The following is a 20,824-nucleotide window of genomic DNA, read 5'->3' on the forward strand; positions in this document are numbered from 1 at the left end:
GGCCGTGGCAGCGCCGCCGGAGGCGGCGGCGGGCAAGGCCGGGCTGCCGCCGGCCGAAGCGGCGGGCGCCGCGTCGAACAGGCCCAGCCTGGTTTCAGCGGCAAACGCGGCAGCGCCGGCCGCCACGATCGAAGCGCCGGCCAGCCTGCGCCGGGTGCGGATGCGTGTGTCGTCTTGGTTTCCTTCGTCGGGTTTCATGATGTACTCCAGTGCTTCAACATAAATAGGATGGATCTGCGTGGCGGCGGCGCGTCCGTGCGCGCCGCCGAGGCAGGCGGTGTGGCAATATGCTCGGCGGGCGCCGCCGGATCGTCGTGCAGCGCCAGCACCAGCGCCGCCGCGGCCGCCAGCACCGCGTTGACGATGGCGTAGCGCCGCATCTCGATCCCTGGCCGCCGCTGGTTCATCGCCCTGCCCGTCTTACAGCTGGCGTCCCGCCTTGCGGAAGGTCGACATCACCGGCTCGACCAGGTACTGCAGCGGCGTCTGGGTGCTGCCGTCGATGTAGACCTCGGCCGACATGCCCGCCTGCAGCGTGAGCTCGTGGCGCGCCTGCAGCGACTTGTCGTCGGCCGCGATCAGCACGTTGAAGTAGGACTGGCCGGTGGCCTTGTCGACCAGGCGGTCGGCCGAGATATAGGTCACCTCGCCGTCGACCATCGGCGCACCGCGGAATTTCAATGCGGTGAACTTGATGCGCGCCTTCTGGCGCAGATGGACGTGGTTGATCTCCTCGGGCCGGATGTGGGCTTCGAGCATCAGGCGCGCATCCGAGGGCACGATCTCGGCGATCGAGTCGCCCGGACGCACGACGGCGCCGGGCGAGGTGAATTTCAGGTCGATGATCTCGCCGCCCGCCGGCGCCACCACCACCTGGCGGCTGGCGGCATCGTCGGTCTTGCGCATTTCCTGGTCGATGTCGGTCAGGCGCGCCAGCGTCGCCTTCACTTCGTCGCTCGCGGTCTGCACGTAGGCGTTCTGCAGCGTGCGGATGCGCAGGTCGGTGTCGGCGATGCGCTGGGCGGCGCGCGCCAGTTCCGAGCGCCGCTCGTCGACCTTGGCCGCGTAGTCGGACACCGCGGCTTCGAGCTGGGACAGCTTGGCGGCCGAGATGAACTGGTCGCGCTGCAGCCCGCGGTTGAGTTCCAGGTCCTGGCGCTGCAGCGTCAGCGAGCGCTCGATGTTGGCGATCTGGGCGCGCAAGGCTTCGGCCTCGCTGCCGATCTGCTGGCGCTGGGCGCGCATCAGCGCCACTTCGCTGTCGAGCGAGGTGCGGCGGCTGGCGAACAGCCCGGCCTCCTTGGCCAGCGCCTGCGCCACGCGCGGGTCGCGCGCGGCCGCGTCGCGCAGGTCCTGCGGGAACTGCAGGACGCCGGCACGCAGCTGTTCGGCCTCCAGGCGCGCCAGGCCGGCCCGCTCGACCACGGCGCGGTAGGCCAGGCGGTTACGGTCGGCATCGACGCCGACGTCGCCCAGCATCAGCACCGGTTCGCCGGCGCGCACGCGCTGGCCGTCGCGCACCAGCACCTGGCGCACGATGCCGCCTTCCAGGTGCTGGATCGGGCGCCGGTTCAGGTCCACTTTCACATAAGCCGGCGCCACCACCGCCATCGACAGCGGCGCGCTGCAGACCCAGGCGCCCAGCGGCAGCAGCGCCAGCAGGAAGATGCGCATGCCGAGGCGCCCCAGGCGCCGGCCCTGCTCTTCGCTCGGGGTAATGGCGCGTTCCGCCTGCACGAATTCGATTGTCGTATCCATCTCGTTTCCTCCTCAAGCCACGCTGGCGGTATCGACGGCCGCCTGCGCCTGGCGCTGCATTTCTTTCATGACTTCGCCGGCGGCGCCGTAGCGCTTCACGCGGCCCGCTTCCAGCACCAGGATCTTGGTGACGTGGGCCACCAGCGAAGGACGGTGGGTGATGATCACGGTCGTGACGCCGTCGGCGCGCAGGCCGCTGACGGCCTGGGCCAGCGCGACTTCGCCGGCGCCGTCGAGGTTCGAGTTCGGCTCGTCCAGCACCACCAGGCGCGGATTGCCGTACAGCGCGCGCGCCAGGGCGATGCGCTGGCGCTGGCCGGGCGACAGGCGCAGGCCGCTCTCGCCGACCGGGGTATCGTAGCCGTTGGCGAATTCGACGATCATCTCGTGGGCGTTGGCGCGCTTGGCGGCGCGGATCACGCGTTCGGAATCGACCGTGTCGAGACGCGCGATGTTCTCGGCGACCGTGCCGTCGAACAGCTCGACGTCCTGCGGCACGTAGCCGATCCACTGCCCCAGCCCTTCCCGCTTCCAGACGGCGACGTCGCTGCCGTCCAGGCGCACGCTGCCGCTGGCCGGCGCCCAGACCCCGATCAGGAGCCGCGCCAGGGTCGATTTGCCGGCGGCGCTGGCGCCGATCACGGCCAGCGACTCGCCCGGCTCCAGGTGCAGCGCGACGTTGTAGAGCACCGGCTTGCCGGAGCCCGGCGCGCGGTAGGACAGGCCTTCGACCTGCAGCCGCCCTTCCGGGCAAGGCAGCTCGACCTGCTCGCCGCTTGCGCCGGCGTCGTCCAGCAGGGTGCGCAGGCGGGCATGGGCGGCGCGGCCGTCGGCCAGCGCGCGCCAGCTGCCGACCAGCTGCTCGACCGGCTGCAAGGCCCGTCCGAGCAACACGGTGGTGGCGATCATGATGCCGGCCGATGCCTCCTGGCTGATCACCAGCCAGGCGCCCAGCGCCAGCATCGCGATCTGGATCGCCTGGCGCAGGAAACGGGTCAGCGCGGTGAAGACGACGCCAGTGCGTCCGGCGCTGGCCTGGGCGCCCGCCACCTCGTCCTGCAGCGCGCGCCAGCGGCTCAGCAGCTTGCCGGTCATGCCCAGCGCCTGCAGCACCTCGGCATTGCGCAGCGAGCTTTCGACGTATTTGGAGGCGCGCCGTCCGTCGGTCTGCAGGCCTTCGATGGCGGCACGGCTGATCCGGTGGTTCAGCCAGGCCAGCACCAGCATCAGTCCGACCGAGAACAGCGCCCCCAGGCCCAGCGCCGGATGAAAGCCCCAGATCAGCGCCAGGAACAGCGGCGCCCAGGGTGCATCGAGCAGCGCGGCCAGCGCGTTCGAGGACAGCACGGTCTTCAATTGCGCAAGGTCGCGCATGCCTTCGCCGATGCCGGCATGCGGGGTACGCGCGGCGCGCTCGACCAGGGTTTCGACCAGCGGGCGCGCCAGGCGCTCGTCGACGATGGTCGCCAGCACGCCCTGCAGGCTATGGCGCACGTAGTCGAGCAGCAGCAGCACGATCATCGCGACCGCGGTGCCAACCATCAGTACCAGCAAGGTCTCGCGGCTATTGGTCGTCAACACGCGGTCGAATACCTGGAGCATGAACAATGCCGGCACCAGGTAGAGCAGGTTGACGCAGAAGGAAAACAGGGCCAGATACCCGAGCAGGGGCCGCAGCTCGCGCCAGATCGTTTTCATGTGATTCTCCTGGAGCAGTGGGTTCAGGCGGGCAAGGCTGGCTTGTTCGACGCGGCGCCGCGGCGGCGCCAGCATGGCGTGCAGGTACGCGCAGGGGGCTCGCCGGCGTGTGCCGGGCGCGGCGCGGACACGGCGGAAAGGCGTCGCCGCGGCAGGCGGAACAAACCGGTGCCGGGCGCGCGGATGAGGATCAGGTCGGGACTGGCTGGATCGGTTTCAACGAGCGCGGCATGCAGCCGTTGCGCACCCGTGAGGAACTTCTTTGTGCTGTGCATGATTTTCTCCCTAATTTCATTTCTTGACTTCGTTGTTGTGTTGTATGAGCCGGGCGCCGCCATGCTGTCGGCACCCGGCCGGTACTGCCTTGCTACTGGTCGTACTCTCCTTATGCAGTGTCAGGAAGCCAGCAACTCTCCCGGCGCCGCCAGGCTGGCCGGTGCCAGCTGGCCCTGCAGCAGGAAGTCGTCGATGGTGATCGACGCCGGATCGCCCACGCCCTGGATCACGAAGGAACCGGAGGTGCCGATCGTCACCCGCAGGTCGGCCCCGAGATCGGCGATGGTGACGCTGCTGCTGAAGGTGGCCGCCGTGATGCCCAGGCCCGAGATGTCGAGCAGGTCCTGGCCGCCCGCCGGGTCGAAGTCGAAGCCGCCGGCGATCGTGTCGGCGCCGAAGCCCGGTGCCGCGAACACGAAGATGTCGTTGCCGGCGCCGCCCTGCAGCGAGTCGTTGCCGGCCCCGCCTTCGAGCCGGTCGTTGCCGTCCATGCCACGCAGCGTGTCGTTGCCGATGCCTCCTTTCAGGTAGTTGTCCAGCGCGTTACCGGTCAGGTTGGCGGTGCCGCTGGTCTGCGTGGCGTTTTCGACTTCGGCGCTCAGCACGTAGCTGGTCGAGGTCGACATGACGGTGTCGATGCCGCCACCTGCCAGCTCGACGATGGTGTCGGTGCTGACGTTGACGAAATAGGTATCGTTGCCGAGTCCCCCGATCAGGCGGTCGCTGCCGGTGCCGCCGTTCAGGCTGTCGTTGCCGTCGCCGCCGGTGATCGTGTTGTTGCTGGAGTTGCCGACGCCGGTGAAATTGCCGGTGCCGGTGTACACCATTTCTTCCACGTTCGAGCCGAGGGTATAGCTGGCCGCACTCACCCGTGCGACGTCGATGCCGGAGCTGCCGCCGGTGAGCTCGGTGATGACATCGCCGGCGTTGTCGATGATGTAGGTGTCGTTGCCGGCGCCGCCGGTCAGGCGGTCGGCCCCGAGCCCGCCATCGAGCGTATCGTCGCCGGTGCCGCCGATGATCGTGTTGACCAGGGCATTGCCCTCGCCGATGAAGGGTCCGGCACCGATGAAGGTCAGGTTTTCCAGGTTCGCGCCCAGCGTATAGCTGGAGAGCGTGGTGCGCACGGTGTCGGTGCCCTCGCCGGCCAGCTCGACCACGGCGTCGAGCGCCTCGTCGACGACGTAGGTGTCGCTGCCGCGACCGCCGACCATGCGGTCGACGCCGGCGCCGCCGTTCAGCGTATCGCCGGCGCTGCCCCCGGTGATGACGTTGCTCAGGGCGTTACCGGTACCGGTGAAGGACACCGTCCCGGTGTAGGTCAGGTTTTCGACCTCGTCGCCCAGGACGTAGGACGAGAGCGAGGTGCGCACGGTGTCGATCCCTTCGTTGCCCAGTTCCGTGACGACGTCGCCGCTCGCGCCGACGACATAGGTGTCGTCGCCGCTGCCGCCGCGCATGGTGTCGTTGCCGGAACCGCCGTCAAGGGTATCGTCGCCCAGGCCCCCATCCAGCACGTCGTCGCCGCCCTGCCCGCGCAGCGTGTCGTTGCCGTCGTTGCCGAACAGGCTGTCGTTGCCGCCGCTGCCGCCGTCGAGGATGTCGTTGCCGGCGCCGCCGCTGATGCTGTTGGCGTCGACGTTGCCGGTGCCGGTGAAGTTGCCGGTGCCGGTGTACACCAGGTTCTCGACGTTGCTGGCCAGGGTATGCGCGGCCAGCGTGGTGCGCACCGTGTCGATGCCTTGCGAGATCACCTCGACCACCACGTCGCCTGTTTCGCTGACGATGTAGGTGTCGTTGCCCAGGCCGCCCACCAGGCGGTCGTTGCCGCCGGCGCCGTCCAGGGTGTCGTTGCCGTTGCCGCCGGTGATGGTGTTGGCCAGCGCGTTACCCGTGCCGGCGAAGTCGCCGGTACCGGCGAAGGTAAGGTTTTCCAGGTTGGCGGCCAGGGTGCGCGCCGCCAGCGTGGTCTGGGTGGTGTCGGTGCCGCCGTTGGCGGCCTCGATGACGATGTCGCCCAGGTCGTCCACCATGTAGGTGTCGTTACCGGCGCCGCCATCCATGACGTCGGCACCCGCGCCGCCGTTCAGGATGTCGTTGCCGCCCAGGCCGATCAGCTCGTCGTCGAAGGCCGTGCCGTTCAGGGTTTCGCTGTTGGCGGTGCCGATCACCTGGTCGCCCACGCCCTTGGTCGCGGCCGAGGGAACCGCGCGGCTGACGCCGGTGGCGTCGACAAAGCTGGCGACCACGCGCAGTTGCTGGCCGACCTGCGCCTGTTGCGGCATGAAGGTCGCGCCGGTGGCGCCGGCGATATTCACGAACACGCCGTTCACCAGGGCCTGCCACTGGTAGCTGATGGCCGATTCGGGCACGTTGCTGAAGGCGGCCACCGAGCCTGGCGTCGCGGTCAGCAGGTGGCGCTCGGTCGGCGACATGTCGTCGATGTGCGGCTCGCCCGTCAGGTTGAAGATGTCGTCCGTGAACACCAGTTCCTCGATGTTGCGAACGGTGTCGATGCCGTCGGTGGCGGTGCCGCGCACGTGCGCCACCGTCCAGGTGCCGTCGGCGTTGCGCGTGACGTCGTAGCTGGCGCGCACGTCCGAATAGATGGCCTGGTCGATGTCGGTGTTCTTGGTGGTCGACTGCAGGATCTCGCGCACGATGCGCAGCTGGCCCGGATTGATGCGGCCGGCGAGCATGTCGTCCTTCAGTTCGGCGATGCTCTCGACCGAGCGGATCTCGACGTTCGGATCGGTTTTCGAACGCACGCTGACGCGCACGTTGAGCCAGGCGTCGCCGTCGATCAGGTCGTTGCCGGCCTTGCCCGTGATGCGGTCGCTGCCGCCGCCGCCGATCAGGATGTCGGCGCCCGTCTGCGGGTTGAACACCACGGCCTCCGGATTGGCGACGGCCGGTACGCCGAGCAGCTCCTGCAGGCCGTTGATCAGCGCCACGTTCTTCTGCAGCAGCATGCTGTCGGTAGTCGGGCCGCCGATGATGCCGCCCGCGCCCTCGCCGCCGGCGGCGCCGGTCGGCAGGTTGGTCCCGACCAGCACGTCGTCGAACTTCCAGCCCGACAGGCCCTCGACCGAGTCGAAGCGGTCGCGCAGGATGAATTGCTGCTGCTGGCCGAAGATCGGGATGCCGAGGTCGGAATTGGCCGCCACCGGATCGCCCTTGTGGGTGGCCCAGTCGAAGCCGAGCATGCCGTTGTTGCGCTGGATGCCGGTGCCCTGCACCATGATGTCGTCGCCCGACTCGCCGTCGTAGTCGGTGTCGTTGCCCTGCCCATTGAGGACGTCGTGGCCGATGATGGTGCTGTTGAAGAACAGCTGCGAGTTCTCGCCGGACAGGCTGTCGAAGCCTTCGCCGCCCTCGATCCAGTCGTCGCCCTCGTTGCCCATCAGGCCGTCGGGACCGTTGCCGCCGAGGATGAAGTCGTTGCCCTCGCCGGCGAACACCTCGGTGAAGTCGGGGCCGACGATGAAGAAGTCCTGGCCGGCGCCGCCGAACACGATGTCGTTGCCGGCGCCATTGCTGATCACGTCGTTGCCGTTGTCGCCGCGCAGGAAGTCGGCTGCGCCGGCCGGGGTGCCGTGGTCGGTGATGATGTCGTCGCCGTCGCCGCCATGGACCTGGTCGGCCTCGTCGCCGCCGTCGAGGATGTCGTCGCCCTCGTCGCCCCACAGGGTGTCCATGCCGCGCCCGCCCTTGATGATGTCGTTGCCGGGCGTGCCGCCCAACACCACGTGGTCGGGGCCGTCGTAGGCGTAGATCAGCTGGCCGCCGTCCTTGTAGCCGTCGCCGTTGACGTCGGCGCCGGGCGCGACGCGGGTGACGAGCGAGGTAAAGGCGTTCAGTACGGGGTTCAGGCGGCCCGGGTCGCCGTGGCCGCCCACGCCGATGCCGGTCTGCTGCTTGCTCTGGTCCATCTCGAGGGTATAGCTGGGCGTGGCGAACATCAGGCCCGGCAGGTGGGTCGTGCTGCCCTTGTCGCCGATGTCGGTGTTCCGCATCGCCATCGCCGAGAACAAATTGCCTTCCAGCTCGTTGAGCATGTTCAGGCCCTGGGTCCGGCTCAGGTAGTAGAAGCGATCGCCGTTCTGCAGGTTTTCCAGCTGCGACTCGAAGACGTAGTTGAAGGTCGGCGCCAGCATGCCGCCGAATTCGAGCTTCGCCTCGGCCAGGCCGCCGATCCAGAAGTCCACCTTGTTCAGACCGGTTTCGACATCCTTCCAGGTGCCGGTGCCGTTCAGGAAGTCGAGGCGGTCGCCTGGGGCGGTCTCCAGCCGGTAGGTCGGGCCGACCAGTTCCGGATCGGCATTGATCTCGCCGTCCTTGTTCAGGTCGAAGTCGCCCATCACCAGCAGCGTGGCGGCGGCGCGCTTGGCTTCGACCGTGGTCGCCGCGACGACGCTCGGGTGCAGGCCGTAGGCGGCGATGAAGTTGATGATCGAGGCCGGGTTCTTCATGTGCGGCGCGAAGTCGGCCCAGCTCGTGTACGGCTTGAGCTGGCTGTCGCCGGTCATCTTGTAGAAGGCGGCGCGCGCCTCGTTGAAGCTGGGGGCGCCGGTTTCACGGGCACGCGCGATGTTCAGCGTGGCCAGGTCGAGCGGCAGGCCGACCAGGTTGTTGCGCAGCGCGTCGGTGACGAACTCGTCGATCTCCTGGCCGACCTGGCGCGACATGCCGCGCACGATCTCGCCCACCGCCTTGTGCGAATCGAGGGCGCCGTCCTTGTCGAAGGCGACCGGATTGAGGAAGGCTTCGATCAGGCCGATGTCGTCGGAATTGCCGTTGGCGTCGGTGCGCGCCACGGTATCGTCGAGCATCGAGTGGCCGAAGCGGTACACGACGTTGGCGAACTCCTCCATGATGGCCGGATCGATGTCGGCCGAGTTGGAGAACACGAAGGGGTCGATGCTGGGCTGCACGGCGCGCGCGAATTCCTCGAACACCAGGTGCTGGTATTGCATCTCGGTGGCGAAGCGGCCGGCCTGGAACAGGCGTTCGCCGTCCCACTGGAGGGCGGCGATGTCGGCCTGGCTGGTCGGGATGGCGGTGACGTCCTTGGCCAGCCATTCGTTGACGAAGGCCAGGTCGCCGCTGCCGAGGATGGTCTGCTTGTAGGCCTCGACCAGGCGGTTGTGCTCGTTATGGAAGATCTCGTGGATGGCGGTCAGGCCAATGTTCTCGTTGCCGCGGCCGTCGCCGGTGATGAAGTGGCGGTCGAGCAGCTCGTCGTCGTAGGTGCCGGCCGGCTGCTGCTGGCCGGCCGCGAGGCCGGTGGCGTCGTCGCTGTCCGGCACCAGCTGCACTTGCGGCGTGCGCGGATCGTGGTCGTGGTCATAGGTGCCCGGGACCGCGGTATGCGCGATATCGTCGAGGAAGGCATGGCCGGTACGCAGGGTGTCGGTCGGCAGCGCCACGCCCAGGCCGCCGTTGGCGGTCGGGTCGCCCTCGATCAGGCCGCGCGCGGTGACGATCTGCACGAAGCCGTTCGCCCCGCGCAGGAATTCGCCGTAGCGGTCGGTCGCCAGCAGCGGCACGTTGAAGATGTCGGTATCGGTCAGCTGGATGCCGAGCAGTTGCGCCGCCTGCGCCTTCACTTCGGCCCAGTTGCCGGCACCGTGCTCGCCGTCGAGCAGGCGCCCGGTGGCGAGCGGTTTGCCATCGATCATCTTGTATTCGCGCAGGAACACCTGGTGCGAAGGGTGCGAGGTATAGGTCTGGTTCTGGTCGACGAAAGGTGTCGTGGTGTTGGTGTGCCCGCGCAGGTCGTCGTCGGCATTGCCGAGGACGCCGTCGGGGCCGGGACCGCGTGAATTCACGGCGCGGCTGAGCACCATGAAGTTGGTGGGGCTGCCCGGCACGTAGAGCGGATCGTCCGGCTGCAGCGGGACGAAGACGGTGCCCCCGCCCTTGCTGATCAGGTCGAGGCCATGGTCGAAGAACTGGCCGAACAGCGCCATCATGCCGTTGAACGGCGGCGACAGGCCGATGTCGGGCGACTGGTTCGGGATCTGCAGGGTGCCGTCGGGCGAGACGTGGACTTCGTCGAAGCCCGGGAAGGTCGCGATGTCGGCGCGGTCCTGGGCTGCGGCCACCGCGGCCGGATTGCGCCCGGTCTGGTCGACGATCAGGTTGGAAATGATGCGCGGCTGCGAGTCGAACACCATATTGCCCGGCGTGCTGGTGGCATAGCTGCTGCTGGCGACGCCGGGTACGCCGGGACCGAAGAAATTGGCCGGGACGCCTTCCGCATCGCGGAAGACCCCGGGCACGAGGCGCGGCATGATGTTGTCCGCCGCGCCCATCCGTTCCATGCCGGGAAGCAGGCTGTTCCAGGTCCCGTCCACCGTACGCAGCCCATAGGGCAGCAGCGGGCTGCCGATCATCTCGCGCAGCGCTGCGCCGTCGATGGAACCGTCGGGATTGGTCGTGTCTTCCGCGATCTTGATCTGCTTGAGAATAAACGCCAGGTCGTCGAGGTTGACGTTGAAGTTGTATTGCGAGTTCGTAGCCATTTAATTTCCCCTAAGATAGTTTGGACCACGTTTTCTTTATTCGCTCGCTACGCGCAAGGCACCGATACGCATGTTTGAACATCCTCTCCAAAATCGACAGGCAAAGCGCTGCCCTTACTTTTGATTCGTCACGGCAATAATGCCGGAGTTTGCAAAAGTAACCGGAAGTGAAGATGGGTGTATTTACTAAACTAGCATAAAAAATTTACGCAAAACGCATAAATTTTTACATGTTACAAAAACAACACATCAGCAGATTTTTGTTCCATAAAATATAACTATCACTCAGAATTTATGCATAGCGCGTAAGAGACCGCCTACAAGCGCGTAAGACGTATTAAAAAGGCAGACTTTGCGAATGAGACGTCTACGCCCCGCAGACAAGATGATTTTAGGCAAGATCGGGTGTAGGTGCGTGATGCAGGCCGCATGCCGCTCTTATTGACCCGTTGGTTATATTTACCCAATTGTGCTTTCCGAATTTGCGTGTGCAGAATATGCGGAAATGCGCGTTTTCGTCATTTTTGAATCGGAAGTCATATGCATACGTTTTCGGTATTGCGTTTAAGAAAAAACAGAAAGTAAAAGTTTTGTCCAAAACTTGTTGAGTTTCGGAAATTAGAATAACTGGGGAGACAATAATGCGCGCACTTTTTCGTGATAATCGGGATGCCTCTTACTGCATGAACGGGCAAACAAATAATGCGCATTCCCGGCCGCGCTGGAGCCGGACAAGTTCGGGTGCAGGCTTGCTGGCTGTTGCCTGCCTTTCTTTGGGCGGTTGCGGCGGCGGTGGCGGTGGTGGCGGAGGAACGGCGCCGGTCGCCATGGCGACCGGCGCGCCTCCTGTCAGCGCGACGCCGGCACCGACCACTCCGGCACCGGCGACCCTGGCGCTGGCCGCCTACGCAGGCACCTGGTACGGCCCCTGCCCGGGCCGCAGCCAGGACACGGCGACCCTGACGATGACCAGCGGCGGCGCGCATGCCCTCCAGTTGAACCTGGTACGCAATTTCTATGCAGCCGATGGCTGCGCCGGTACGGCGATCGCCTCCGAGACCCTGAGCGCGGATTTCACCTTCGCCTACGACAGCAGCAAGACGGCGGCCGCACTGCTGGCGCAGGGCACCGCGGTAACGCAAGTGCCGCTCGACCTGGTGACGATTTCGATCCCGGCCTATACACGCAGCCGCAGCGGTTCGGCAGTGACGACGACGACCGGCGCCAACGGCGTGCTGTCCTGGTGCATCGGCTATCCCGACGGCGCGGTATGTACCGCCGACGCCGGCACCCAGCCGGCGGCCACCGGGCCGGGCGCACTCTACCTGGACAAGGGCGACCTGCTGCTGCTGTCGCCCTCCGGCGGTGGCTATGTCGCCGACGCCCGCTACACGAAGGAGCGCGCGACCACGGTGCAGGTCCAGGGGCCGGCCTTCCAGCGTATCGATACCCTCGAGGGCAACGGCGCGCTCGCGACCTCAGGCCGCACGCTGACGGTGAACTACACCGGCTGGCTGTACGATGCGTCCAAAGCCGCCTTCAAGGGCACGCAGTTCGACACGTCGGTCGGCAAGACTCCTTTCAGCTTCCGGCTCGGCGCCGGCCAGGTGATCGCCGGCTGGGACCAGGGCCTGCTCGGCATGCGTGCCGGCGGCAAGCGCACCCTGATCATTCCTGCCTCGCTGGCCTACGGCCGCAGCGGCAGCGGCACCTCGATTCCACCTGACGCTCCCCTCCTCTTCGAGGTCGAGCTCATCAGCGTGCAATAGGCCAGCCGGCGCGCCGCGGCCGGACGCACCGGCCGCGGGCGGACAGATCATGGGGAGTCATGTGGATACTGCGTTCACCGAACGCCGTGGGGAGCGGCGCGCCGATCCGGTGCTGGGCGCCTTGATCGATGTCGCCATCGCCTACCGGCTCAACCTGGGCGCCGGGGTGGCCGCCGCCTTCCTGCGCGAAACCGGGGTTGCTCCCGCGCTGGCGCAGCGTGTGCTCGATGGCCTGGCGACGCAGCGCTCGACCACGCCGCGGCGCCGCAGCGGGACGGTCCTGCCGGTGCTGTTTCCCGATACGGAACCTTAAACGGCGGCGCCGGGACAGGCCTCAGGCATCGCGCAGGTCGGCGACCGCCTGCTTGCCGAAGCCCGGCGCCAGCAGGAAATCGACCAGCTTGCCGGCACAGTCCTGGGGCGACGCCAGCCCCCCTTCCTGCTTCATCTGCACGAAACGCTCCTTCATCGGAAAATTCGCTTCCGGCGTGGCGCGGATCTCGGCCTGCATGCCGGTATCGATCACGCCCGGCGCCAGGCTGCAGCAGCGCACCGAGGCATCGCCGTCGAGCAGCACCGCCTCGGCGTGGCGGTCAAGCGCGGCCTTGGTGGCGCAGTAGACGCTCCAGCCGGGATAGGCGTTACGGCCGGCGCCGCTGGAGACGTGCAGGATGCGACGCTCGCCGCGGCTGGCGCGCACCACGCCTGCCGCCAGCGCCAGCGGCGCCGCCACGTTCAGGGTCGCGGCGCGCAGTGCGGCCAGCGGATCCTGTTCGGCCAACGGCCCCACCGGCGAGACGACACCGGCATTATTGACCAGCAGCGTGGCACCTTCGTCGCGCAGCCAGCGCGCCAGCGTGTCGCCCTGCACGAAAGCGGCCAGCGCCGCGCCGTCGGACAGGTCGACTTCGACTTCGGTGAGCAGCTCCGAGGCGACGCCGGACCGGCTGCGCGCCAGGCCCAGCACGGGAATACCGCGTTTGACCAGCTCGGCGGCGATGGCGGCGCCGAGGCCTTTCGTATGACCGGTAACGATGGCTTTCATGCAAATGTCCTCCAGGATGAGAACCCAAGCATAGCCGAAGACGCGGCGGCGCCACAGACCGTTGTTTCCGGATACCCAAAGTGGGTTAAATGCAACAATTTGTAAGTGCCTCAGGGTAAAATGAACCGCCCCTTTACCCGTTCGCCCACCGAGCCACGATGTCCAACGTACCTGCCCTTGCATCACTGAACAGTCCATCCCGCGTCCTGCTGGTCGGCGCGCCTCCGTTCGCCAGCGCGCTGCGCGAGATGCTGGCGGGTGCCGACGATCTCGAACTGGTGCTGACCGATGCCGTCCAGGCACTCGCGCAGGCGGCCAGCCTGCGTCCGGCGGTATTGGTCCGTGCGCTGGGCGGGAGCGAGGACAGCAGCGAATTCATCCGTGCCTGCCGCGCGCACGCCGCGCTGGCCGGGGTGCCGCTGGTGGTGCTGGCGCCGAATGGAGGAAATGCGGGCCGCGATGCCGCCTTTGCTGCGGGCGCCAGCGACTATCTGTCCGAACTGCCGACGCAGACCGAGCTGCTGGCGCGCCTGCGTTACCACGCCGCCGCCGGCCGCGCCCTGCTCGAACGCGACGACGCCTTGCGCCGCCTGCTGGAAACCCAGGCCCTGCTGGCGCGCGCCCAGTCCGAACTCGACCGCATCGACGGCGTCGACGGCCTGACCGGCATCCCGAACCGGCGCCGCTTCGACCAGGTCGCGCAAGGCGAATGGCAGCGCGCGCGCCGCAACGGCCAGCCGCTCTCGCTGCTGGTCTGCGACGTCGACAGCTTCGGGTATTTCAATCACCGTCTGGGACGCGAAGCGGGCGACCTCTGCCTGCGCAAGATGGCGGGCGTGCTGACCGGCCAATTGAAGCGCCCCTCCGACCTCGCCGCCCGCTACGACGGCAAGCAGTTCGCGATCCTGCTGCCGGATACAGGCCTGGACGGCGCGGTGCAGGTGGCCGAATCCTGCCGTGCGGCGCTCGAACGCCTGGCCCTGTCGCATCCGCTTCCCGAGCGGCGCATCGTGACGATGTCGGTCGGCGTGGCCTCGACCCTGCCTTCGGAAAACGGCGAGTTCGACGACGTGCTCGCGCGCGCCGCCGAAGCCGTGCATGCGGCGAAGTCGCGCGGGCGCAACCGGGTGGCGGCCTTCCGCGCTTAAACGAAGACCGGTTCCGGCTCCAGCTCGACCCCGAAACGCGCCCGCACGTCCTGCTGGATCGCACGCGCCAGCGCCATGACCTCCTGCCCGGTGGCCCCGCCATTGTTGACGAGCACCAGCGCCTGTTTCGGATAGACGCCGGCCGCGCCCAGGTTCTTGCCTTTCCAGCCGCACTGATCGACGAGCCAGCCCGCGGCCAGCTTTTCGCTCCCGTCCGCTTGCGCGTGGTGCACGAGGGTCGGGAAACGTTCGAGCAATGCGCGGCATTGCGCGTCAGGCACGACCGGATTCTTGAAGAAACTGCCGGCATTGCCGATCTCGGCCGGATCGGGCAGCTTGCGGCGGCGGATCGCGATTACGGTGTCGCTGACCTGGCGCGGCGTCGGCGCGGCCATGCCGGCGGCCTCGACCGCCTGGGCCAGCTCGGCGTAGCGCAGGTTCGGCTGCCAGGCGCGCGGCAGGGCGAAAGTGACGTCCAGTACCACGAGGCCCACCCCTTCCGGATGCTTGAAAAGGCTGTCGCGGTAGCCGAAGCGGCAGTCCGGGCCCGTCAGGGTGCGGCGTTCGCCGCTTTCCAGGTCGAACACCGTCAGCGAGTGGAACACATCCTTGATCTCCAGGCCATACGCCCCGATATTCTGGATCGGCGCCGCGCCCACGGTGCCGGGGATCAGGGACAGGTTTTCCAGCCCGCCCAGGCCTTGCTCCAGCGTATAGTCGACGAATGCATGCCAGTTCTCGCCGGCGCCGGCGCGCACCAGGATCCTGCCGTCTTCCTCGCCAAGGACGTCGCGGCCCTCGATCGCCATGTGCAGCACCAGGGCCTCGACGTCTTGTGTGAGCAGCACGTTGCTGCCGCCGCCGAGGATGAAGCGCGGTAGCCCGGCTACACGCGGGTCGCCCGCCAGGTGGCCGAGCTGGTCGGCGCTGGTGACGCGCAGGTAGTGGCGGGCGCGGGCGGCCAGGCCGAAGGTATTGAAGGCTTGCAGCGAGACATCGTGCTGGATCGGGAGTTCGGCGGGCATGTTCTGTAGCATTGTAGAGGGCGAAAACCGGTCGATTATAGTAGCAAGCCCTGCCTATCCGGCAAGAAACGGTCGTTCTATTCGGGCCAGTCCGTTAAAATACTGCCACTCATAAATAATGCAATCTAAAGGAATAACGCCATGCCATCGTTTGACGTGGTCTGCGAAGCAGACATGGTTGAAGTGAAGAACGCCGTCGAGCAGTCGAACAAGGAAATCACGACCCGCTTCGACTTCAAGGGCAGCTCGGCCAAGGTCGAGCAGAAGGAGAAGGAATTGACACTGTTCGCCGATTCCGACTTCCAGCTGAATCAAGTCAAGGACGTGCTCGTCAACAAGATGACCAAGCGTAAGGTCGACGTTCGCTTCCTCGACGAAGAAAAGGTCGAGAAGATCGGCGGCGACAAGGTCAAGCAGCTGATCAAGGTGCGCAACGGCATCGAGACCGAAGACGCCAAGAAGATCACCAAGGCGATCAAGGAAAGCAAGATGAAGGTGCAGGCCAGCATCCAGGGCGAAACCGTGCGCGTTACCGGCGCCAAGCGCGACGACCTGCAGGCGGCGATGGCCCTGCTGCGCAAGGACATCCAGGACTTGCCGCTCGCGTTCAATAACTTCCGCGATTAAGCGCCTCCCTCCCTGCATAAGGCCGCACGCCTCGCGCTACCCCATTTTTGCTTGGGGTAGAATCGAGGCTGCACACACTCGCTCGCCCGGCCCGGGCTGGTGAGCAAGAGCAACGTAGTCTAAGGATAGCAATGAAACGTGTTGATGATTTCCGCCTGCGTCTGGGCAACAAGGAATATGTGCCCATCATGATCGGCGGAATGGGCGTGGACATTTCGACCTCCGAACTGGCGCTGGAAGCGGCGCGCCTGGGCGGCATCGGCCACATCTCGGACGCGATGGTGCAGGACGTCTCGGACCGCAAGTTCGACACCACCTTCGTGAAAGACAAGACCAAGCTCTACAAGTTCAACATCAACAACATGGACAAGGCGGTGGTGCAGTTCGACCTCGAGCGCCTGGCCGAAGCGACGCGCCTGCACGTGGGCGCGACCATGGCGGCGAAAAAGGGCGACGGCCTGATTTTCGTGAACTGCATGGAAAAGCTGACCATGAACGCGCCCAAGGAAACCCTGCGCACGCGCCTGGCCTCGGCCCTGGATGCCGGCATCGACGGCATCACCATGTCGGCCGGCCTGCACCTCGGTTCCTTCGAGCTGATCAAGGATCACCCGCGCTTCCGCGAAGCCAAGCTGGGCATCATCGTGTCCTCGGTACGCGCCCTGCAGCTGTTCCTGCGCAAGGTCGCCAAGCTGAACCGCCCGCCCGATTTCATCATCGTCGAAGGTCCCCTGGCCGGCGGCCACCTCGGCTTCGGCTTCGACTGGAAGAACTACGACCTGCACACGATCATCGACGAGATCCTCGCCTACATGCGCGCGGAAAACATCGACATCCCGCTGATCGCGGCCGGCGGCGTGTTCACCGGCTCCGACGCAGTCGCCTTCCTGGAAAAGGGCGTGGGCGGCGTGCAGGTGGCGACCCGCTTCACCGTCACCCACGAATGCGGCATGCCCGACAGCGTCAAGCAGGAATACTTCCGCGCCAGCGAAGAGGACATCATCGTCAACGGCATCTCGCCGACCGGCTATCCGATGCGTATGCTGAAGAGCACGCCGGCGATCGGTTCCGGCATCCGTCCGGGCTGCGAATCCTATGGCTACCTGCTGGATGCGACCGGTAACTGTGCCTACATCAATTCGTACAACCGCGAAGTGCTGGCCAATCCGGACGTCAAGAATCCGCCGGTGATGGACAAGACCTGCCTGTGCACGCACATGCGCAACTACAATTGCTGGACCTGCGGCCATTACACCTACCGCCTGAAGGACACCACGCACAAGCTGGCCAATGGCGACTACCAGATCCTGAGCGCCGAGCACGTGTTCAAGGATTACCAGTTCAGCGTCGACAACCAGATCGCGCTGCCGGAAAAGCAGGAGAGCGCAGCGGCCTGAGCCCTGCCCTCGCCGGATCGCCCGGTTTCACTGCGGAGAGCCACGCTGCATGCGTGGCTTTTTTTTTGTTTTGGAACAACCGCGACACGGCATGGGGAACAGGTGTACGCTTGAGGAGTCCAACTGAGGATGCCCGCGACGAAAGGCGCCCAGCATGACCACGCACGTTCCGACTGCCAACGCCGCCTTCCTCCTCGACGAAGCGGGCATCATCACGACCTGGAACAATGCCTGCGAAAAGCTGCTTGGTTTCACGGCGCAGGATGCCATTGCGCAACCACTCGGTGCCCTGCTCATCGGCACCGCCGCGCAAGACAGCGGCGAGCGCTGGCGCGGCCTGGCGGAAAACCATGGCCACACCAACCGCGTGCTGCTGCGCCATGCCGACGGCAGCACCGTCAAGGCCGAGCTGACGCTGTCGCCGCAAACCCTGGCCGACGGCAGCACGCAGTTCTGGGTCGCCGCCATCGACAACGTCCACACCGACGCCACGCCCGATGCGGTGCTGGTCGGGCGCACGCCGCTGGCCGCCGTCATCGACGTCCTGCCCGGCACCTTCTATGCGATCAACCGTGAAGGCCGGTTCGTGCTCTGGAACCGCAACCACGAACGGATCACCGGCTACACCGCCGAGGAAATGAGCGCGACCAATGCGCTCGAACTGTTCGACCTGCAGACCCGGCCGCTGATCTCCGAGAGCATCCGGCGCGTGTTCGAGCAGAACGAGGAAGTCGCGATCGAAGCCGAGGTCGTGGCGCGCAGCGGGCGCGAAACCCCGATGGTGCTGTGCGGCGCGCGCGTCGACTGCAACGGCGGCCAGTACCTGTTCGGCATGGGCGTCGACATCAGCGCCCGGCGCGACCAGGAGCACACGCTGCGCCTGCGCGAGCGTGCCCTGCATGCGGCGAACAACGGCATCGTCATCACCGGCATCGACGGCCGCGACTGCCCGATCGAATACGTGAACCCGGCCTTCGAGCGCATCACCGGCTACAGCGCCCAGGAAGTGGTCGGTCGCGATTCGCGCTTCATGGCGGCGCCGGGCATGGACAACAACGAACGCCAGCGCGTGCGCGAGGCGATCGCCGCGCACGAGAGCGTCAACGTGGTGTTTCGCAACATGCGCAAGAACGGCGAGCTGTTCTGGAACGACCTGAGCATCACACCGGTCCTCGACGAGCATGGCACCACCACCCATTTCATCGGCGTCATCATGGACGTGACCGCCAGCAAGCAGCGCACCGCCCACCTCGAACACGAAGTCAACCACGACGCGCTCACGGGTCTGGCCAACCGCAACCTGATGTGGGACCGGCTGGAACAGGCCCTGCACCTGTCGCAGCGGCAGAAATCGATGGTCGGCGTCGTCCTGATCGACCTGAACAACTTCAAGAACATCAACGACAGCTATGGCCACGAGGCCGGCGACGTGGTGCTCAAGGTCGTGGCGCGCCGCCTGCAGGCCTCGGTGCGCGAGATCGACACGGTGGCGCGCATGTCGGGCGACGAATTCGTGCTGGTGCTGGTCAACCAGCCCTCGCTGCGCTTCATGCTGCGCATGATCGAGCGCCTGCGCCAGAGCCTGACCCAGCCGGTCTCCTTCATGCACAAGGAAATCGCGGTCGGCGCAAGTCTCGGCGTGGCCGTCTATCCGCACGACGGCGCCAACGCGGCCGACCTGGTGCGCTCGGCCGACGTCGCCATGTACCACGCCAAGGCCACCGGCCGCAACGAGATCTATTTCTTCTCGAACGACATGAAGTCCAGCAGCGAAGCGCGCCAGCGGCTCGATTCCGGCATGGCGCACGCGATCGAGCGGGACGAACTCTTCATGCTCTACCAGCCCTGCATCGATGCGCACAGCGGCAGGGTGTCGAGCTTCGAGGCGCTGCTGCGCTGGCGCCATCCCGAGCACGGCGTGCTGCTGCCCGCCGCCTTCCTGAGCGAGGCCGAGGAAAACGGCCGCATCGTCGAGTTCGGCGCCTGGGTGCTGGACCAGGCCTGCGCTTTTCTGCGCGACCTGAAACAGCTCGGCGTGACCGATGTGCCGGTAACGGTCAACGTCTCGGCGCGCGAATACGGCCAGCAGGATTTCGTGTCCGGCATCGCCGCGCGCCTGGCCGCCTACGGCCTGGCGCCGGACAGCCTGCAGATCGAACTGCGCGAGGAAACCGTGATCCGCAACCCGGGCCAGGTGCGCGACCTGGCCGGCCAGCTGCGCGAACTCGGACTGACGCTCTCGATCGACGAGTTCGGCCAGGGCATGACCGACCTCGGTTTCCTGCGCGAGCTGTCGGTGGGCCAGCTCAAGCTGTCCAGGGAAGCGGTGCGCGCGATCGCCGACGAAGCGGACAACGAAGGCGGCACCATGGCGCGCACCCTGATCGACATCGGCCACAACCTGCGCATGCCCGTCATCGGCGAAGCGGTCGAGACGCGCGCCCAGCGCGATTTCCTCACCTCGCACGGCTGCGCCGTGCTGCAGGGGCTCCTGATCGGCGAACCGGTGGAGCCCGACGTCGCGCGCGAGCTCGTCCGAGACCGCCTGCCGGCCTGAGGCCGTTCCAGGCCTGCCCGGCAGGGAGCCGGGTACTCCAGTATCATGGGTGGTTCCAGACCACCCGCCCTGCCGGGCGCGCCATGCCGCGCCCCCTCGATCCGATGAAACATCGACTCTTTCTTTTCGACCTGGACGACACCCTGCTCGACTTCAAGGCTTCCGAACATCTGTCCTTCGAGCGCACCATGCGCGAGCTCGGGCTGGCGACACTTCCCGACGACCTGTTCGGGCGCTACCAGGGCTTCAACCTGGCCTTGTGGAAGGCCTTCGAACAGGGAACGGTGTCCAAGGATTTCCTGAAGGTGGAGCGCTTTCGCCAGACCTTCGCCGCAAGCGGGCTGGATCTCGATCCGCAAGCGGCCAGCCGCCTGTACCTGGAATCGCTGGCGGACACCGTGGTGTTGGTCGACGGTGCGCAGCAGCTGTGCGAGACCCTGGCCGGGATCGGCGAAGTCGGGATCATCACCAACGGCGTCGAGCAGATCCAGCACCGGCGCATCGCGGCTGCGCAGCTGCATGTACACCTGTCGTTCGTCGCGACCTCGGAGGCCTGCGGGCATGCGAAGCCGGATCATCGCTTCTTCGACTACACGGTCAGGATGGCGCGCGCGTTTTCGCATGCGGAGACAGTGATCGTGGGTGACCGGCTGGATGCGGATATCCTGGGGGCGAACCGGTTCGGGATCGAGAGCTGCTGGTTCAATCCGGGTAGGGTCGTGAACGCGTCGGAGGCGCGGCCGACCTGCGAGGTGGCGCATTTAAATGAAGTCGTGCCCGCGTTGCGTGCCATGGCGGGGGCCTGATACGCGACCGGGCGTGGGACTGTTGCCTGCACCGCTATCGGTGTGCTGAATCCGCGTGGGCATGCCCACCCTACGGACATCGATATCGGCGAGATCATACGAAACCTGGATACGTAGCGTGCCCGTAGGGTGGGCATGCCCACGCGGATCGTGCTCACCGATAGCCTGACAGGCGACAGCCCCACTCCGCC

The 20,824-nt window shown here is 66.4% G+C and carries 15 protein-coding genes; 7 read left to right on the top strand and 8 right to left on the bottom strand.

From position 1 onward, the window contains the following. The 6 genes from C2862_RS06880 to C2862_RS06905 form a co-directional block, all read right to left on the bottom strand. The coding region (locus C2862_RS06880) for a hypothetical protein (protein WP_210735918.1) at positions 1–198 on the bottom strand (198 nt) is incomplete at its 3' end. After that, positions 195–407, bottom strand: coding sequence for a hypothetical protein (locus tag C2862_RS06885; RefSeq protein ID WP_136219387.1), 213 nt, complete (start codon positions 405–407; stop codon positions 195–197). The genes C2862_RS06880 and C2862_RS06885, both read right to left, overlap by 4 nt. Before the next feature lie 13 nt (positions 408–420). After that, positions 421–1,758 carry an HlyD family type I secretion periplasmic adaptor subunit gene (locus C2862_RS06890; RefSeq protein ID WP_136219388.1) on the bottom strand — a complete coding sequence of 446 codons (1,338 nt, stop codon included), beginning with the start codon at positions 1,756–1,758 and terminating at the stop codon, positions 421–423. 12 nt (positions 1,759–1,770) lie between these two features. Next, positions 1,771–3,456 carry a type I secretion system permease/ATPase gene (locus C2862_RS06895; protein WP_168710020.1) on the bottom strand — a complete coding sequence of 562 codons (1,686 nt, stop codon included), beginning with the start codon at positions 3,454–3,456 and terminating at the stop codon, positions 1,771–1,773. A 23-nt stretch (positions 3,457–3,479) separates the two neighbouring features. Next, positions 3,480–3,731, bottom strand: a complete 252-nt coding sequence (locus C2862_RS06900) for a hypothetical protein (RefSeq protein ID WP_136219390.1) — start codon at positions 3,729–3,731, stop codon at positions 3,480–3,482. 120 nt (positions 3,732–3,851) lie between these two features. After that, positions 3,852–10,259 carry a peroxidase family protein gene (locus C2862_RS06905; protein ID WP_136219391.1) on the bottom strand — a complete coding sequence of 2,136 codons (6,408 nt, stop codon included), beginning with the start codon at positions 10,257–10,259 and terminating at the stop codon, positions 3,852–3,854. A 749-nt stretch (positions 10,260–11,008) separates the two neighbouring features. Here C2862_RS06905 and C2862_RS06910 point away from each other — a divergent pair. After that, positions 11,009–12,028, top strand: a complete 1,020-nt coding sequence (locus C2862_RS06910; RefSeq protein ID WP_229467325.1) for an FKBP-type peptidyl-prolyl cis-trans isomerase — start codon at positions 11,009–11,011, stop codon at positions 12,026–12,028. Between the two features lie 61 nt (positions 12,029–12,089). Further along, entirely contained in the window at positions 12,090–12,341 is a 252-nt protein-coding gene (locus tag C2862_RS06915) for a hypothetical protein (RefSeq protein ID WP_136219392.1), read from the top strand. A 21-nt stretch (positions 12,342–12,362) separates the two neighbouring features. On the opposite strand, the gene C2862_RS06920 is transcribed toward C2862_RS06915, so the two are convergent. Continuing rightward, complete coding sequence (locus C2862_RS06920) at positions 12,363–13,073, bottom strand: SDR family oxidoreductase (RefSeq protein WP_136219393.1); 711 nt, start codon at positions 13,071–13,073, stop codon at positions 12,363–12,365. 158 nt (positions 13,074–13,231) lie between these two features. Between C2862_RS06920 and C2862_RS06925 the strand changes: the two genes are divergently transcribed. Continuing rightward, on the top strand, positions 13,232–14,221 hold the full coding sequence (locus tag C2862_RS06925; protein ID WP_136219394.1) for a diguanylate cyclase domain-containing protein: 990 nt from the start codon (positions 13,232–13,234) through the stop codon (positions 14,219–14,221). On the opposite strand, the gene murB is transcribed toward C2862_RS06925, so the two are convergent. Next, on the bottom strand, positions 14,218–15,246 hold the full coding sequence (murB, locus tag C2862_RS06930; RefSeq protein ID WP_136219395.1) for a UDP-N-acetylmuramate dehydrogenase: 1,029 nt from the start codon (positions 15,244–15,246) through the stop codon (positions 14,218–14,220). The genes C2862_RS06925 and murB overlap by 4 nt on opposite strands. Before the next feature lie 141 nt (positions 15,247–15,387). On the opposite strand from murB, the gene C2862_RS06935 reads away from it, so the two are divergent. The 4 genes from C2862_RS06935 to C2862_RS06950 all read left to right on the top strand — a co-directional run bounded on the left by C2862_RS06935 (position 15,388) and on the right by C2862_RS06950 (position 20,633). After that, complete coding sequence (locus tag C2862_RS06935) at positions 15,388–15,873, top strand: YajQ family cyclic di-GMP-binding protein (protein ID WP_136219396.1); 486 nt, start codon at positions 15,388–15,390, stop codon at positions 15,871–15,873. 131 nt (positions 15,874–16,004) lie between these two features. Further along, positions 16,005–17,270 carry a nitronate monooxygenase gene (locus C2862_RS06940; RefSeq protein ID WP_136219397.1) on the top strand — a complete coding sequence of 422 codons (1,266 nt, stop codon included), beginning with the start codon at positions 16,005–16,007 and terminating at the stop codon, positions 17,268–17,270. 154 nt (positions 17,271–17,424) lie between these two features. Next, positions 17,425–19,827: a bifunctional diguanylate cyclase/phosphodiesterase gene (locus C2862_RS06945; protein WP_136219398.1), complete on the top strand. Its 2,403-nt coding sequence runs from the start codon at positions 17,425–17,427 to the stop codon at positions 19,825–19,827. A gap of 104 nt (positions 19,828–19,931) precedes the next feature. Further along, a complete protein-coding gene (locus C2862_RS06950; RefSeq protein ID WP_136219399.1) occupies positions 19,932–20,633 on the top strand; it encodes a YjjG family noncanonical pyrimidine nucleotidase in 702 nt (233 codons plus the stop codon). Positions 20,634–20,824: the final 191 nt, after the last annotated feature.

The organism is Massilia sp. Mn16-1_5 (genome assembly GCF_004798585.1).
GTDB lineage: Bacteria > Pseudomonadota > Gammaproteobacteria > Burkholderiales > Burkholderiaceae_D > Telluria.

Excerpts from the sequence above, each read along its gene's own strand:
- C2862_RS06940 (WP_136219397.1), top strand. The coding sequence starts at position 16,005 with ATGAAACGTGTTGATGATTTCCGCCTGCGTCTGGGCAACAAGGAATAT.
- C2862_RS06920 (WP_136219393.1), bottom strand. The coding sequence starts at position 13,073 with ATGAAAGCCATCGTTACCGGTCATACGAAAGGCCTCGGCGCCGCCATC.
- C2862_RS06890 (WP_136219388.1), bottom strand. The coding sequence starts at position 1,758 with ATGGATACGACAATCGAATTCGTGCAGGCGGAACGCGCCATTACCCCG.
- C2862_RS06935 (WP_136219396.1), top strand. The coding sequence starts at position 15,388 with ATGCCATCGTTTGACGTGGTCTGCGAAGCAGACATGGTTGAAGTGAAG.
- murB (WP_136219395.1), bottom strand. The coding sequence starts at position 15,246 with ATGCCCGCCGAACTCCCGATCCAGCACGATGTCTCGCTGCAAGCCTTC.
- C2862_RS06895 (WP_168710020.1), bottom strand. The coding sequence starts at position 3,456 with ATGAAAACGATCTGGCGCGAGCTGCGGCCCCTGCTCGGGTATCTGGCC.
- C2862_RS06900 (WP_136219390.1), bottom strand. The coding sequence starts at position 3,731 with ATGCACAGCACAAAGAAGTTCCTCACGGGTGCGCAACGGCTGCATGCC.
- C2862_RS06905 (WP_136219391.1), bottom strand. The coding sequence starts at position 10,259 with ATGGCTACGAACTCGCAATACAACTTCAACGTCAACCTCGACGACCTG.
- C2862_RS06945 (WP_136219398.1), top strand. The coding sequence starts at position 17,425 with ATGACCACGCACGTTCCGACTGCCAACGCCGCCTTCCTCCTCGACGAA.
- C2862_RS06925 (WP_136219394.1), top strand. The coding sequence starts at position 13,232 with ATGTCCAACGTACCTGCCCTTGCATCACTGAACAGTCCATCCCGCGTC.
- C2862_RS06885 (WP_136219387.1), bottom strand. The coding sequence starts at position 407 with ATGAACCAGCGGCGGCCAGGGATCGAGATGCGGCGCTACGCCATCGTC.
- C2862_RS06950 (WP_136219399.1), top strand. The coding sequence starts at position 19,932 with ATGAAACATCGACTCTTTCTTTTCGACCTGGACGACACCCTGCTCGAC.